Genomic DNA, 14,288 nt, shown 5'->3' with positions numbered 1-14,288 from the left:
GGAACAGGCTGGTCTGGCTGCGGGACTCTCCTTGTATGTAGGCCATAACGAAAAATGCTCCGTATCCTTCGATACGGAGCATTCTCTTAAAGGGCCGGGCAGATTGCTAGGTTTTCACACAGTCTGTTCGGGCGCCTTTTTTGTAGCTGCTGTGGTTAGCGGCGCTTGCTGCCACCGAGCAATGAGCCCATCAAACCACGCACCAGCTGACGCCCGAACTGGTTGGCCGCCTGGCGCACCGCCGACTTGATCGCTTGCCCCGCCGCGCTCTGGAGGAATTCGCCAGCCTTGTCGGCGAAGCTGTCTTCGGTGGCCGCTGGTGTCTGTTCAGGCTGCGCTACCCCGCCCTTGCGGGCGTTGAGCATTTCGTAAGCCGACTCGCGGTCCACCGGTTTGTCATAGCGCCCGGCCAGGGGCGATGCGGCAATCAACGCGGCGCGTTCAGCCTCGCTCAGTGGCCCAATACGCGACTGCGGCGGCGCGATCAATACCCGCTGAACCATGCCCGGCGTCCCCTTGTCCTGCAGGGTACCGACGAGCGCCTCACCAATGCCAAGCTCGGTCAGCACGCTCAAGGTGTCAAAATCGGGGTTGGGACGGAATCCATCGGCCACCGCCTTCAAGGATTTCTGCTCCTTGGCGGTGAAAGCTCGCAGGCCGTGCTGGATACGCAAGCCCAGTTGCGCCAGGACATCATCCGGCAGGTCGCTCGGTGACTGGGTAACGAAGTAGACACCGACACCCTTGGAGCGAATCAGCCGAACGACCTGTTCCAGACGATCCTGCAAGGCCTTGGGCGTGCCGTTGAACAACAGGTGCGCTTCATCGAAGAACAGTGCCAGCAATGGTTTGTCAGCATCGCCACGCTCAGGCAACTGCTCGAACAACTCGGCCAGCAGCCACAACAGGAAGGTCGCATAGACCTTTGGCGCCTCATGCACCAGACGGCTGGCGTCCAGCAGATGGATGCGCCCGCGACCGTCGGGATCAGGACGCAGCAGATCTTCCAGCTGCAAAGCCGGCTCACCGAACAACGCCTCGGCACCCTGCTGTTCCAGGGTGGCCAGGCGCCGCAGCAGGGCTTGGCTGGAACCGGTGGTCATCAGCGCACTGTCTTCGCCCAACAGTTGCGGATTGTCCTTGAGGTGCGCAAGCAGCGCCTTGAGATCCTTGATATCGAGCAGCAGCAAACCTTCGCGATCGGCCACTTTGAATGCGGCATAGAGCGCCGCCTGCTGGCTATCGGTCAGTTCCAGCAAGTTGCCCAGCAGCAAAGGGCCCATTTCGGTGAGGGTGGTGCGCAGCGGATGACCGGACTGCCCATGAATATCCCACAGGCTGACCGGATAAGCCTGCGGCCGATGCCCAAGCCAGGGCATCCCGGCAATGCGTTCGGCGACCTTGCCCTGAGGGTTGCCGACTGCGCCCAGGCCACACAGATCGCCTTTGACGTCGGCGGCGAACACCGCCACCCCGGCATCGCTGAAGGCCTCGGCCATGTGCTGCAGGGTCACGGTTTTGCCCGTACCGGTGGCACCGGCGACCAAGCCATGACGATTGGCCAGGCGCATGGCCTGGGCAACCGCTTGACCATTGAGGTCAGCACCGAGAATGAACTGCGAAGAGTCAGGCATGTTTTTTCACCCTCTATTTAAGCTTTGGCTCGAATCGGCCGATATCTCATTAGCGATAGACCACCAGAAAGACAGGATAAGCCCGACAAGGAAAGGGGACCTGCACTGCTTTCAAACTGTTCTTTGTGCGAACGACCCGGATAATAAAACCTTAGCGGACCGACACGTTATGAACAAAAGCCTCCGATTCAGCCACAAGATCCTTCTGGCCGCTTCTCTGATCGTCATGATCGCATTCACACTCTTCACTTTGTACAACGATTTCCTGCAGCGCAATGCGATTCGTGAAGATCTGGAACGTTATCTCGCAGAGATGGGCGATACCACATCAACCAACATTAAAAACCTGTTTGATGGACGCATCCTGCTCGTGCAGAACGTGGCGCAGAACATAGCCGCGTTTCCCGACGCCGAAAAGGTCGGCACCCTGCTGGGTCAACAAGCCCTGGTCTCGAGTTTTCTGACGATCTACCTGGGTGACGTCAACGGTGGCTTCACCATTCGCCCGCAGACCAAGATGCCTGACGGTTATGACCCGCGTGTGCGGCCCTGGTACAAGGACGGGGTGGCGGCCAACGGTCCGATCCTGACCGAGCCTTATGTTGACGTCAGCACCGGCAAAATGGTGATTTCAGTCGTGGCCACTGCCGCGCGCAACATCGGTGTGGTCGGCGGCGACTTGGCCCTGGACGGCCTGACCGACATCATCAATTCGCTGAACTTCGGCGGCATGGGCTATGCCTTCCTGGTCAACGACCAAGGCACGATCCTTGTGCACCCGGACAAGAACCTGGTGATGAAGTCCCTGACGGATCTGTTCCCACAGAATACCCCGCGCCTGAGCAAGGACCTGAGCGAAGTTCAGCTTAACGGCGAAACCCGCTTGCTGACCTTCGCCCCGGTCAAGGGTCTGCCTTCAGCCAACTGGTACATCGGCCTGTCCATTGACAAGGACAAGGCCTACTCGATGCTCAGCAAGTTCCGTACCTCGGCAGTGATTGCTACTCTGGTTGCGGTGGTGATCATCATTGCCCTGCTCGGCCTGTTGATCCGCGTGCTGCTGCAGCCGCTGCACACCATGACCCGGGCCATGGAAGACATCGCCGAAGGCGAAGGTGACCTGACCAAGCGCCTGACCCTGCACAGCCAGGACGAGTTCGGCATCCTCGGCACCGCCTTCAACCGTTTCGTCGAACGTATTCACAGCTCGATCCGCGAAGTGTCTTCGGCCACCGAGCAGGTCAACGAAGTGGCGCTGCGGGTGGTTAGCGCGTCCAACTCGTCGATGGTCAACTCCGACGAGCAGTCCAACCGCACCAACAGCGTCGCGGCCGCGATCAATCAGCTTGGCGCTGCTGCCCAGGAGATCGCGCATAACGCCGCCCAGGCCTCGCAGCAGGCAAGCTCGGCACGTCACCTGGCCGAAGAAGGCCAGCAGGTAGTCGATCGCAGCATTGCAGCCATGAACCGTCTGTCGGACTTGATCTGCACGTCCAGCTCGCACATCGAGACGCTCAACAGCAAGACCGTAAACATCGGTCAGATCCTCGAAGTGATCACCAGCATCTCCCAGCAGACCAACCTGCTGGCCCTCAACGCCGCAATTGAAGCGGCCCGGGCCGGTGAGGCCGGGCGCGGTTTCGCCGTGGTCGCGGATGAAGTGCGCAACCTTGCTCACCGTACTCAGGAGTCGGCGCAGCAAGTGCAGAACATGATCGAAGAGCTACAGGTTGGCGCCCGTGAGTCGGTCGACACCATGGGCCAAAGCCAACGCCACAGCCAGGACAGCGTCGAGATCGCCAACCAGGCCGGCGAACGCCTGGGCAGCGTAACCCTGCGCATCGGCGAGATCGACGGTATGAACCAGTCGGTGGCCACCGCCACCGAAGAACAGACTGCCGTGGTCGACTCGATCAACATGGACATCAACGAGATCAACATGCTCAACCAGGAAGGGGTCGAAAACCTGCAATCGACCCTGCGCGCCTGCGCCGACCTGGAGCAACAGGCCAGCCGCCTGAAACAGCTGGTCGGCAGCTTCCGCATCTGAGTGTCAGCGGGCAGCGGCGCGCGCCGCTGCCCCTCCCCCCGCAACGCGATCGAACAAACTATCCTTTATAGAAGGTCAACCTTAGGGCGCGTCATCCGCTGCAAGCCAATGCCAGATGATACTCTCTGAAGACGATCTCGGAGGGATGCTGATCGTGCACATCGCTGACATCACCATGTTCTACGCCCCCGCCAGTGGCGGCGTGCGTACCTATCTTGATGCCAAACATCGCCGCTTGGGGCTCACCCCCGGAGTCCGTCACAGTCTGTTGATCCCCGGGGCCAGCACCCAGCATGCCAACGGCATCTACCAAGTGCCGGCACCCGCCCTGCCGTTCGGCAATGGCTATCGCTTTCCGTTGCGCCTGGCCCCCTGGCGCAACATGCTCCAGGACCTGCAGCCGGACCTGATCGAGGTCGGCGACCCTTACCTGACCGCCTGGGCAGCGCTGGATGCCAGACGCCAGCTCGATGTACCGGTCATTGGCTTCTACCACTCCGACCTGCCGCTGCTGGTCAGCAATCGCATGGGTAGCTGGTTCACCCCCAATGTCGAGGCCTATGTCAGCAAATTGTATGGTAATTTCGACCGGGTCCTGGCCCCAAGCCTGGTGATGGCCAATAAACTGCGCTGTCTGGGTATCGGCAATGTGCATGTACAGCGCCTAGGTGTAGACCTTGCCACCTTTCACCCGCAACGCCGCGACCCAGACCTGCGTCGGCAATTGCACATCGCCGACAGTACGCGCCTGCTGATATTTGCCGGCCGCGGCTCGCGAGAGAAAAACCTGCCTGTGCTGCTCGACTGCATGCAACGCCTGGGCAGGCACTATCACCTGTTGCTGGTTGGCTCGCACATGCCCTCCAACGTGCCGGCCAATGTCAGTGTCATCGACCATTTCTGCCCGGCCAACGAAGTTGCCCGCCTGCTGGCCAGTGCCGACGCCCTGGTGCATGCTGGCGATCAGGAGACCTTTGGCCTGGTCATCCTCGAAGCCATGGCCAGCGCGATTCCCGTGATTGCCGTGGCCGCAGGTGCTTTCGAGGAAATCCTCGACAACCGATTTGGCCGCCTGTGTCCGCCCAATGACGGCCAGGCCATGGCCAGGGCGGTGCGCGAAGTGTTCGAAGAAGGTGCGCCGCAGCTCGGCCTGCAGGCGCGCCAACAGGTCGAGCAGCACTACGCCTGGGACAGCGTGGTCAACGGCCTGCTGGCCCACTACCGGGCAGTGCTCGGCCATGAGCTGCCGGTACGCGCTCATGGCTGATCACACCATCAGCCAACCCGCTGGGAGAAGCCTGCTGCTGGTGCTGCATGACGTCGCTCCGCACACTTGGCCGGACTACCAGCCGTTCGTCGAGGCAGTGGATGCCTTGGGCGACATCCCTATGACCTGGCTGGTGGTGCCGAATTTCCACAAACGCCATCCACTGGCACTGGCGAGTGGTTTTCGGCAAATGCTTGACCGGCGCCTGCAGCGTGGCGACGAGTTGGTATTGCACGGTTTTTACCATGTCGATGACAACCCGCCGCCACGCTCGGCGCGGGACTACTTCATGCGCCGTATCTATACCTGCGAAGGCGAGTTCTACCACCTTGACCAAGCCACCGCCCTGGAGCGCCTGGAGGCCGGCATGGCACTGTTTCAGCGTTTCGGATGGCCACTGGCAGGCTTCGTCGCCCCGGCCTGGTTGATGAGCGAAGGCACGCGTCAGGCATTGAGTACCCTCCCTTTGCAGTACACTAGCGATCCGCAACACTTCTATCGCCTGCCGGATTTCACTTCGGTTGCCGCCCCCGGCCTGGTCTGGAGTGCCAGTAATCCCTGGCGCAGGGGCCTGTCGAGGATCGTCTGCGACCTGCATAGCGCCCGCCTGCAACAAGCGCCGGTGATACGCCTGGGGTTGCATCCGGTGGATATGCGCCATGGTTTATCCCGTCGCTACTGGATGCAAACCTTGCAACACCTGTTGCGCCAGGGCCGCACGCCCCTGACCAAATCTGCCTGGCTGGCTAGTCGGCATTAGGGGCTTGCAACTGCTCCCAGAGTTCGGCCGCACCGGGAAAATCGGTGCCATCCTCGCTGTCCAGCGCTTCTGGGTCGTAACGGCTCAAGCAGCCCTCGCCGAGGGTCTGCGGGGCTTTGGAGGTTGCCCTGTCGAAAGGATCGGCCATGCTGCAACCTCCTTACGCGGATTAGTTGAAAACCACCGTCTTGTTGCCATGAACCAGCACACGGTCTTCCAGGTGATAGCGCAAGCCACGCGCCAACACCATCTTCTCGACGTCACGGCCGAATCGAACCATGTCCTCGATACTGTCACTGTGGCTGACCCGCACCACGTCCTGCTCGATGATGGGACCGGCATCCAGCTCTTCGGTCACATAGTGGCAGGTCGCACCGATCAGCTTCACACCACGCAATGACGCCTGGTGATAAGGCTTGGCACCGACGAACGAGGGCAGGAAGCTGTGGTGAATGTTGATCACCTGCTGGGCATATTCCTGGCAGAGTTGCGGCGGCAAGATCTGCATGTAGCGCGCCAGCACCACGACATCGGCACCGTGTTCCTTGACCAGGCGCGAAACTTCGGCAAACGCAGGTTGCTTGTCCTGCGGGTCGACCGGTACATGGAAGAATGGAATGCCATGCCACTCGACCATGCTGCGCAGGTCGTTGTGGTTGGAAATCACGCAGGGAATATCGCAATCGAGTTCTTTGGCGTGCCAGCGGTGCAGCAAGTCAGCCAGGCAGTGGGATTCCCGGCTGGCCATCAGCACTACGCGCTTCTTCTGGTCGGTGTCGGTGATACGCCAGACCATGGAGAATTCTTCGGCAATCGGGGCGAACGCTTCGCGAAAAGCCTCAATGCCAAATGGCAGGGTTTGCGCGCGGATTTCGTGACGCATGAAAAACCAACCGCTCTGCTCATCGGAATGATGGCTCGCTTCGTTGATCCAGCCGTTATAGGACGCCAGGAAATTACTGACTTTGGCGACGATGCCAACGCGGTCGGGGCAAGCAATCACCAGCCGATAGGTGCGCATGAAAGGGACTCCAGATACTTCGCAAAGGTGTTCATTCTAACGAGTGCCCGGAAAAACTGCAGTAGGGAATGCGCACGTCCTGTCGCCTGCGCGTGGAGTGCCTGAGTGCTGGCCGAAGCTGCGGTTCATGCGGGGTAGCCTCAAATTAACTGTTAACTGCCAGTCTTAGTTTGTAAATTTTTTTAATCCAATTTATCGGGTCGATTTAACCGCTCACTGATTGATTGCCAAGTTTAATGTTTACTTGGCAGTACGCTCTGACTATTATTGCCCCACTGTCTACCTGATTTCCCCACTTCCAAGGATCACCCAATGTCCCTGATCAACGAATACCGCGCCACCGAAGAAGCCATCAAAGAGCTGCAGGCACGCCTGGCAAATCTGTCGAATGACGACAAGCTGAAGAAAGAGCTGGAGTTCGAAGGCAAACTGCGCAACCTGATGGGCGAATATCAGAAGTCGCTGCGCGATATCATTGCACTGCTCGACCCTGAAGCGAAATCGGGCAAAGCACCTCGCGGCGCTGTTAAAACCACCGGCACCAAGCGCGCGCGCAAGGTCAAGCAATACAAGAACCCGCACAACGGTGAAGTCATCGAAACCAAAGGCGGCAACCACAAAACCCTGAAAGAGTGGAAAGCCAAGTGGGGTGGCGATGTGGTTGAAGGCTGGGCAACCCTGCTGGGTTAATTACCCGTCACTGTAATTCGTTTGCACTGATAAAAAAACGCCAGCTTGCTGGCGTTTTTTTCGACCGTCGCTTACAACCCCAATCGCAACTTCAACGCCTGGGCATGCGCCCGCCAATGTCCGAGCAATTCCCGCTGAGCGGCGTCGGCCTGTTCCCAGCACGCCTGTAGGGCCTGTTCGAAATCGCCAACGGTGTTTGGCGCGCCCCGCTGTGGATCGGTCAAGCGCTGCTGACAAAACAGCTGCCAGCGCTGTAACTCCTGCTCATTCAAGGTTTCGATAAAATTGCGTGCGCGATAGCGAAACAGCAATTCGGGCAAGCGTTCATCGTCGAACATCCAATGCCCGTGCCCCAACTGTCGTGGATCGACACTGCGTACTTGCTCACACAAGCGCCTGTCGCGATCACCGATAAAACCGTCATACAACTGCTGCTCCGGATCTTCGCAAGGGGCAAATTCTTCCTCGCGATAAAGGGTTTGCAACTTACCCTGCCAGATCCCCTGAGCCGCTATCAGGCTTGATGCCCGCGCTTGCAACAAGGACATATCCAGCTCCAGACGTTGCTGATCTTGCGCGCGTAATACAGTGAGCGGAGCAACAACTGGACAACGATTGACATGCACCAACTTCAAGGGGACCGGTAATTGTCCTTCAGGTATTTCTTCGCGTCGCGTGTATAAACGCTGACGCAGCGACTCTCCCTCCTCTTGTAACAAGGGTTGTGGATCCATGCCCAGGTCACAGACAATCAAGGCATTACGGTTACGCGGATGCCAGGCAAGCGGCAGGACTACCCCCAGATAATTGCGCGCCGCAGAGAAACGTCCGGAAATATGTACTAGAGGTTGCAGCAAGCGGATTTGATCCAGGACTTTCTGTTTACTGCGTAGTTGAAACAACCAGTCATATAGCTTCGGCTGTTTCTCTCGGATCAATCGAGCAAGCGCAATGGTGGCCCGCACATCACTGAGGGCCTCATGGGCCTGGCCATGATCGATACCATTGGCCGCCGTCAGCAGTTCCAGGCGCAAGCTGACACGTCCCTCCTGCTCGGGCCAGACGATACCATCCGGGCGCAAGGCATAGGCTGCGCGCACCACATCAATCAGGTCCCAACGGCTGTTGCCACCTTGCCACTCGCGGGCATACGGATCGAAGAAGTTGCGATACAGGCTGTAACGGGTGACTTCATCATCAAAGCGCAGGCTGTTATAGCCAGCACCACAGGTACCTGGACGGGCCTGTTCGGCGTGCACGCGGGTCATGAACTCGGCTTCGTTCAGGCCCTGGCTGGCCAACTGTGCTGGAGTGATCCCGGTGACTAGGCAAGCAGCCGGGTGCGGCAGGATGTCATCACTGGGTTGGCAGTAGAAATTGATCGGCGCTTCGATCTCGTTGAGGTCGAGATCGGTGCGCACGCCAGCTACCTGCAGGGGCCGGTCATTGCGCGGATTGATACCGGTGGTTTCGTAATCATGCCAGAAAATGCTGGTGCTCACGGGGTCGTCCTGAACATAAGATCGACCAGAGTCTAGGGCTACTCGCCCGCCACGGCCAGCCTCAGGCCGAGGCAGCCAATGGATAGAAACTGAAATAGTTACGCAGGGCCCGCACCAGCTGCGCGTATTCGCTCGGTGCCTGCAGCAGCATGAACCCGGCATCGTAGTGACCCGGCGTCTCATCTTCATGACACCACAGGCAACTGGCGGTCAGGTTGATCAGGTGCACGCCCCCGCTGCGGCCAAGCACTTTCAATTGCAGCTCGAAGTCCGGGCCGACCAACAGGGGTAGCTGACTGATCAGCATCAGGCCTTCTTCGGATACGTTACCCAGGTAGCCAATGGGCTGATCGGTAAAGCGGTTGAAGACTTTGAGGAAGTAAGGGAGCTGATGACGCTCGATGCGGCGCTCGTCAAACATGATCGGGATCGCTGTCGGAGACCCTTTAGCAGGGCCGCGCTAGTGCTGCTGATGTGCGTATGTTTCAGCAATAAGATTAGCGCAACCTGACCCAGGCGTCACAATCGGCTCCGAACACTTTAGTATTAACGCCAAGGCGTGGTGCTGGCCGGTCGGGCAATGGCTGCCTCGCCGCTGCGCAAGTGCCCCAATTGCTCCAGGGTCTGCAGGCGGGCGCGGGCACGGTAGGCGTATTCGTTCTGCGGGTAGCGCGCAATGAGGTACTGGTAGGTCTGCGCGGCATCGACGTAGAGTTTCTGCCGCTCCAGGCACTGGCCACGCAGCATCGACACTTCGGGATGGATGAACGGCCGGGCGCGGCTGGTCCGGTCGACCTGCGACAACTCGAGCATGACCCGCTCGCAGTTGCCGCGATCATAGGCGCGGTAGGCATTGTTCAGATGATGGTCCATCGACCAACGGGTGCAGCCGACGACACTGGTCGCCAGGGCTAGAACGATCAAGGCTCGCATGGGGAATCTCCTGTATTGAGCAGTTTATCGGCGTTGTCCGGAAAATCTATAGACCGCTGCCAGCGGCGGACTTGCCGTTCAAACGCTACCCCCATCCCCCGGCAGGTAGTGCAAAGGAACAATGACTACAGCGAAATTCCAGAGTAGCCTTTCGCTGCGCTTCACTATAGGAGTCTGTGCATGACCATCCGCCGTACCAAAATCGTCGCCACCCTTGGCCCCGCCAGCAACTCGCCGGAAGTTATCGAACAACTGATTCTTGCCGGCCTGGATGTCGCTCGCCTGAACTTCTCCCACGGCACGCCCGATGAGCACAAGGCCCGCGCTCGCCTGATCCGCGAGATCGCTGCGCGCCTGGGTCGCCATGTAGCGCTGCTCGGCGACCTGCAAGGTCCGAAGATTCGTATCGCCAAATTCACCAATAAGCGCATCGAACTGAAAGTCGGTGATCGCTTCACCTTCTCCACCGCCCACCCGCTGACCGAAGGCAATCAGGATATCGTCGGTATCGACTATCCAGACCTGGTCAAGGACTGCGGCGTCGGTGACGAGCTGCTGCTCGACGACGGCCGCGTGGTAATGCGGGTAGAAACCGCCACCAGCGACGCCCTGCACTGCTCGGTGCTGATCGGCGGCCCACTGTCCGACCACAAAGGCATCAACCGCAGAGGCGGCGGCCTGACCGCCCCGGCCCTGACAGAAAAAGACAAGGCTGACATCAAGCTGGCAGCCGAGATGGACCTGGACTACCTGGCCGTATCGTTCCCACGCGATGCCAGCGATATGGAATACGCCCGTCGTCTGCGTGACGAAGCCGGCGGCAGCGCCTGGCTGGTGGCCAAGATCGAACGCGCCGAAGCCGTGGCCGATGACGAAACCCTCGACGGCCTGATCGCTGCCAGTGATGCAGTGATGGTCGCCCGTGGTGACTTGGGGGTGGAAATCGGCGATGCCGAGCTGATCGCGATCCAGAAAAAGATCATCCAGCACGCCCGCCGCAACAACAAGGCCGTGATCGTCGCCACGCAGATGATGGAGTCGATGATCCAGAATCCGATGCCGACCCGTGCCGAAGTGTCCGACGTGGCCAACGCCGTGCTCGACAACACCGACGCGGTAATGCTTTCGGCCGAGAGCGCCGCCGGCGCCTACCCGATCGAAGCCGTCCAGGCCATGGCGCGCATCTGCCTGGGTGCGGAAAAGCACCCGACCAGCCAGAAGTCCAGCCACCGCTTGCACACCCGCTTCGAGCGCTGCGACGAAAGCATCGCCCTGGCCGCCATGTACACCGCCAACCACTTCCCGGGCGTCAAGGCGATCATCGCCCTCACCGAAAGTGGCTACACCCCGCTGATCATGTCGCGCCTGCGTTCTTCGGTGCCGATCTACGCCTTTTCGCCGCACCGCGCCACCCTGGCCCGCGCAGCAATGTTCCGGGGCGTCTACCCGGTGGCTTTCGATCCGGCAGCCCTGCCGCCCGAGAAAGTCAGCGAGGCCGCAGTCGACGAGCTGCTCAAACGCGAAGCGGTCGAACCAGGCGACTGGGCAATCCTGACCAAAGGCGACAGCTACCACACCATCGGTGGTACCAACGGCATGAAGATCCTGCATGTTGGTGATTCGCAGGTCTGATACTTGACCTGCAATGAAAAAACCGCAGCCTGTGCTGCGGTTTTTATGCGTGTCCGGTGAAGATGTCGGCAAACAACTGATTGCGCGGCAATCCGGCCAGAAACAATCGACGGGAAAACTGCTCGACGCTGGCGGGTGAACCACAGGCCAAGGCAATCGTCTGCCGTGATTGCAAGCGTAGCGCTGCCAGTGCCTGAGACAGTTCCTGCGGGGTGAGCAACTCCACCTGCAACTGCGGGTGATGCTCCGCCAGCTCGGCCAAGGCCCCGGCCTGATAGTGTTCCTGGCTGTCATGGGCCAAGTGCAGCAGACGAATCGGTCCATGGTGTTCCTGGCGCAAGGCTTCGCGCAAAATACCCCACAACGGCGCCAACCCCGTACCTGCGGCCAGCAACCATAGCGGGCGCTCCTGCCAGTCGGCATCGTAGTGCAGTGCACCGCCGCGCAATTCCCCCAGACGCAAGACGTCACCGACTTGCAGTTGGCGCGCCGCATCACAGAACGCGCCGGGCTGGCGACAGTCGAGATGGAATTCAAGAAAGCGCTCTGCACCGGGCAGGCTGGCCAAGGAATAAGGCCGGGCCACGCCATTGACGCTCCACAACACCAGGTGCTGGCCCGCTTGATAGCGCAATGCCCGTTCGGCCTGCAGGCGCAGGCGCAGCACCGTCGGGCTCAGCCAGTCGAGCGCGACCAGTGTCGCGGCGATGCCATCCTGTTGCGGGTCGAACAGGGCAACCTGCATATCCTCTTCGACCCGGCACTGGCACGACAACCGCCAGCCCAAACGACGCTGGTCCTCACTCAGCGCATCGGGCCGGGCATCCTGCGGCTGCCCGTGCAGGCAGCGCACCAGACAGGCATGACAACTGCCGGCACGGCAGCTGTACGGCACCGAAAAACCCGCCGCATTGAGGGCATCGAGCAAATTGCTGCCCGGCGTCACCGTCCACTGCTGTTCACCCACCCGCAATTCAGGCATCGATGGTCTCCCGGACCTACAAGCCGTCAGTTTTGCATAAACCACCGCTACGCAAAAACAGTGCCCGTCGCTTAGCGACCTTCGTCAGACCACTGATACGTGTACCCGGGGCCGATGCACGCTATACTGCCGCGCCTTTTTTGCGCCGCCAGCCAGACCGTCGGCGCGCCGTGAAAGGTCGTTTCGACACCTCGGCCTGTCCGCGTCGGAATACCTTATTGAATGTTCCCGTCTTTAAGAGGAGCGCGCTGCATGACCGTGATCAAGCAAGACGACCTGATTCAGAGCGTTGCCGACGCCCTGCAGTTCATTTCGTACTACCACCCCGTTGACTTCATCCAGGCCATGCACGAGGCCTACCTGCGTGAAGAGTCGCCCGCCGCGCGCGACTCCATCGCCCAGATCCTGATCAACTCGCGCATGTGTGCCACCGGCCACCGCCCGATCTGCCAGGACACCGGTATCGTCACCGTGTTCGTACGTGTCGGCATGGATGTGCGCTGGGATGACGCCACCATGAGCCTGGACGACATGATCAACGAAGGCGTGCGTCGCGCCTACAACCTGCCGGAAAACGTCCTGCGTGCCTCGATCCTTGCCGACCCGGCAGGCGCGCGCAAGAACACCAAGGACAACACCCCGGCGGTCATCCACTACTCCATCGTCCCGGGCAACACCGTGGAAGTGGACGTGGCGGCCAAAGGCGGCGGTTCCGAGAACAAGTCGAAGATGGCCATGCTCAACCCGTCCGACTCGATCGTTGACTGGGTGCTCAAGACCGTTCCGACCATGGGCGCTGGCTGGTGCCCGCCGGGCATGCTCGGCATCGGCATCGGCGGTACCGCCGAGAAGGCCGCGGTAATGGCCAAGGAAGTGTTGATGGAATCCATCGACATCCACGAGCTCAAGGCCCGTGGCCCGCAGAACCGTATCGAAGAGATCCGCCTGGAGCTGTTCGAGAAGGTCAACCAGCTGGGCATCGGTGCCCAGGGCCTGGGCGGCCTGACCACCGTGCTCGACGTCAAGATCATGGACTACCCGACCCATGCCGCGTCCTTGCCGGTGTGCATGATCCCCAACTGCGCCGCCACCCGTCACGCCCACTTCGTGCTCGACGGCTCCGGCCCGGCTGACCTGGAAGCGCCGTCGCTGGACGCCTACCCGGAAATCGTCTGGGAAGCCGGCCCATCGGCCCGCCGTGTCAACCTCGACACCCTGACCCCGGAAGACGTGCAGAGCTGGAAGCCGGGCGAGACCATCCTGCTCAACGGCAAGATGCTCACCGGTCGTGACGCCGCGCACAAGCGCATGGTCGAGATGCTCAACCGTGGCGAAGAGTTGCCGGTGGACCTCAAGGGTCGCTTTATCTACTACGTCGGCCCGGTTGATCCGGTGCGCGAAGAAGTGGTGGGCCCTGCCGGCCCGACCACCGCTACGCGGATGGACAAGTTCACCCGTCAGATCCTTGAACAGACCGGTCTGCTGGGCATGATCGGCAAATCCGAACGTGGCCCGACTGCGATCGAGGCGATCAAGGACAACAAGGCCGTGTACCTGATGGCTGTCGGCGGCGCCGCCTACCTGGTGGCCCAGGCGATCAAGAAGTCCAAGGTCCTGGCCTTTGCCGAACTGGGCATGGAAGCGATCTACGAGTTCGAGGTCAAGGACATGCCGGTCACCGTTGCGGTGGACAGCAATGGCGAGTCGGTGCACATCACTGGCCCTGCGCTGTGGCAGAGCAAGATCGCTGAAAGTTTGGCGGTAGAGGTGAAGTAAACCTCAGGGTTTGCTGACAGAAAAGCGGCAGGGAGTGATTC

The 14,288-nt window shown here is 60.3% G+C and carries 13 protein-coding genes and 1 pseudogene; 7 read left to right on the top strand and 7 right to left on the bottom strand.

Features of this window, described 5'->3' with window-relative positions; translation table 11 throughout:
- Positions 1 to 155: 155 nt before the first annotated feature.
- Entirely contained in the window at positions 156 to 1,634 is a 1,479-nt protein-coding gene (locus ACRESH_RS17915; protein WP_431743232.1) for a helicase HerA-like domain-containing protein, read from the bottom strand.
- Between ACRESH_RS17915 and ACRESH_RS17910 the strand changes: the two are divergent.
- The 4 genes and pseudogenes from ACRESH_RS17910 to ACRESH_RS17895 all read left to right on the top strand — a co-directional run.
- A pseudogene (locus ACRESH_RS17910) lies at positions 1,612 to 2,826 on the top strand (HAMP domain-containing protein); the annotation flags it as partial. The gene ACRESH_RS17915 and the pseudogene ACRESH_RS17910 overlap by 23 nt on opposite strands.
- A gap of 93 nt (positions 2,827 to 2,919) precedes the next feature.
- Positions 2,920 to 3,684 (top strand): methyl-accepting chemotaxis protein, encoded by a 765-nt coding sequence (locus ACRESH_RS17905; RefSeq protein WP_371261989.1) that lies wholly within the window; start codon positions 2,920 to 2,922, stop codon positions 3,682 to 3,684.
- Positions 3,685 to 3,829: 145 nt separating this feature from the next.
- A complete protein-coding gene (locus ACRESH_RS17900) occupies positions 3,830 to 4,951 on the top strand; it encodes a glycosyltransferase family 4 protein (protein ID WP_431743231.1) in 1,122 nt (373 codons plus the stop codon).
- Positions 4,944 to 5,711 carry a DUF2334 domain-containing protein gene (locus ACRESH_RS17895; protein ID WP_431743230.1) on the top strand — a complete coding sequence of 256 codons (768 nt, stop codon included), beginning with the start codon at positions 4,944 to 4,946 and terminating at the stop codon, positions 5,709 to 5,711. The genes ACRESH_RS17900 and ACRESH_RS17895 overlap by 8 nt, the downstream gene beginning before the upstream one ends.
- On the opposite strand, the gene ACRESH_RS17890 is transcribed toward ACRESH_RS17895, so the two are convergent.
- Both ACRESH_RS17890 and purU read right to left on the bottom strand, forming a co-directional pair.
- Positions 5,698 to 5,859 (bottom strand): hypothetical protein, encoded by a 162-nt coding sequence (locus ACRESH_RS17890; RefSeq protein ID WP_431743229.1) that lies wholly within the window; start codon positions 5,857 to 5,859, stop codon positions 5,698 to 5,700. The two genes, ACRESH_RS17895 and ACRESH_RS17890, sit on opposite strands and share 14 nt — an antisense overlap.
- A gap of 21 nt (positions 5,860 to 5,880) precedes the next feature.
- Complete coding sequence (gene purU, locus ACRESH_RS17885; RefSeq protein WP_028943351.1) at positions 5,881 to 6,732, bottom strand: formyltetrahydrofolate deformylase; 852 nt, start codon at positions 6,730 to 6,732, stop codon at positions 5,881 to 5,883.
- A gap of 312 nt (positions 6,733 to 7,044) precedes the next feature.
- On the opposite strand from purU, the gene mvaT reads away from it, so the two are divergent.
- Entirely contained in the window at positions 7,045 to 7,422 is a 378-nt protein-coding gene (mvaT, locus tag ACRESH_RS17880) for a histone-like nucleoid-structuring protein MvaT (protein ID WP_431743228.1), read from the top strand.
- A gap of 71 nt (positions 7,423 to 7,493) precedes the next feature.
- Here mvaT and sbcB read toward each other — a convergent pair whose 3' ends face one another.
- From sbcB to ACRESH_RS17865, 3 genes are all read right to left on the bottom strand, one after another.
- Entirely contained in the window at positions 7,494 to 8,924 is a 1,431-nt protein-coding gene (gene sbcB / locus ACRESH_RS17875) for an exodeoxyribonuclease I (RefSeq protein WP_431743227.1), read from the bottom strand.
- A gap of 61 nt (positions 8,925 to 8,985) precedes the next feature.
- Positions 8,986 to 9,345 (bottom strand): PilZ domain-containing protein, encoded by a 360-nt coding sequence (locus ACRESH_RS17870; RefSeq protein WP_431743226.1) that lies wholly within the window; start codon positions 9,343 to 9,345, stop codon positions 8,986 to 8,988.
- Between the two features lie 125 nt (positions 9,346 to 9,470).
- Entirely contained in the window at positions 9,471 to 9,857 is a 387-nt protein-coding gene (locus ACRESH_RS17865) for a tetratricopeptide repeat protein (protein WP_431743225.1), read from the bottom strand.
- A 180-nt stretch (positions 9,858 to 10,037) separates the two neighbouring features.
- Here ACRESH_RS17865 and pyk point away from each other — a divergent pair, with 180 nt between their 5' ends.
- Positions 10,038 to 11,489, top strand: coding sequence for a pyruvate kinase (pyk, locus tag ACRESH_RS17860; RefSeq protein ID WP_431743224.1), 1,452 nt, complete (start codon positions 10,038 to 10,040; stop codon positions 11,487 to 11,489).
- A gap of 43 nt (positions 11,490 to 11,532) precedes the next feature.
- Here pyk and ACRESH_RS17855 read toward each other — a convergent pair whose 3' ends face one another.
- Entirely contained in the window at positions 11,533 to 12,471 is a 939-nt protein-coding gene (locus ACRESH_RS17855) for an iron-sulfur-binding ferredoxin reductase (RefSeq protein WP_431743223.1), read from the bottom strand.
- Between the two features lie 252 nt (positions 12,472 to 12,723).
- Here ACRESH_RS17855 and ACRESH_RS17850 point away from each other — a divergent pair, with 252 nt between their 5' ends.
- Complete coding sequence (locus ACRESH_RS17850) at positions 12,724 to 14,247, top strand: fumarate hydratase (RefSeq protein ID WP_431743222.1); 1,524 nt, start codon at positions 12,724 to 12,726, stop codon at positions 14,245 to 14,247.
- Positions 14,248 to 14,288 lie beyond the last annotated feature (41 nt).

The organism is Pseudomonas sp., from assembly GCF_050739775.1.
GTDB lineage: Bacteria > Pseudomonadota > Gammaproteobacteria > Pseudomonadales > Pseudomonadaceae > Aquipseudomonas.
This window is presented reverse-complemented; position numbering and strand designations above follow the sequence as displayed.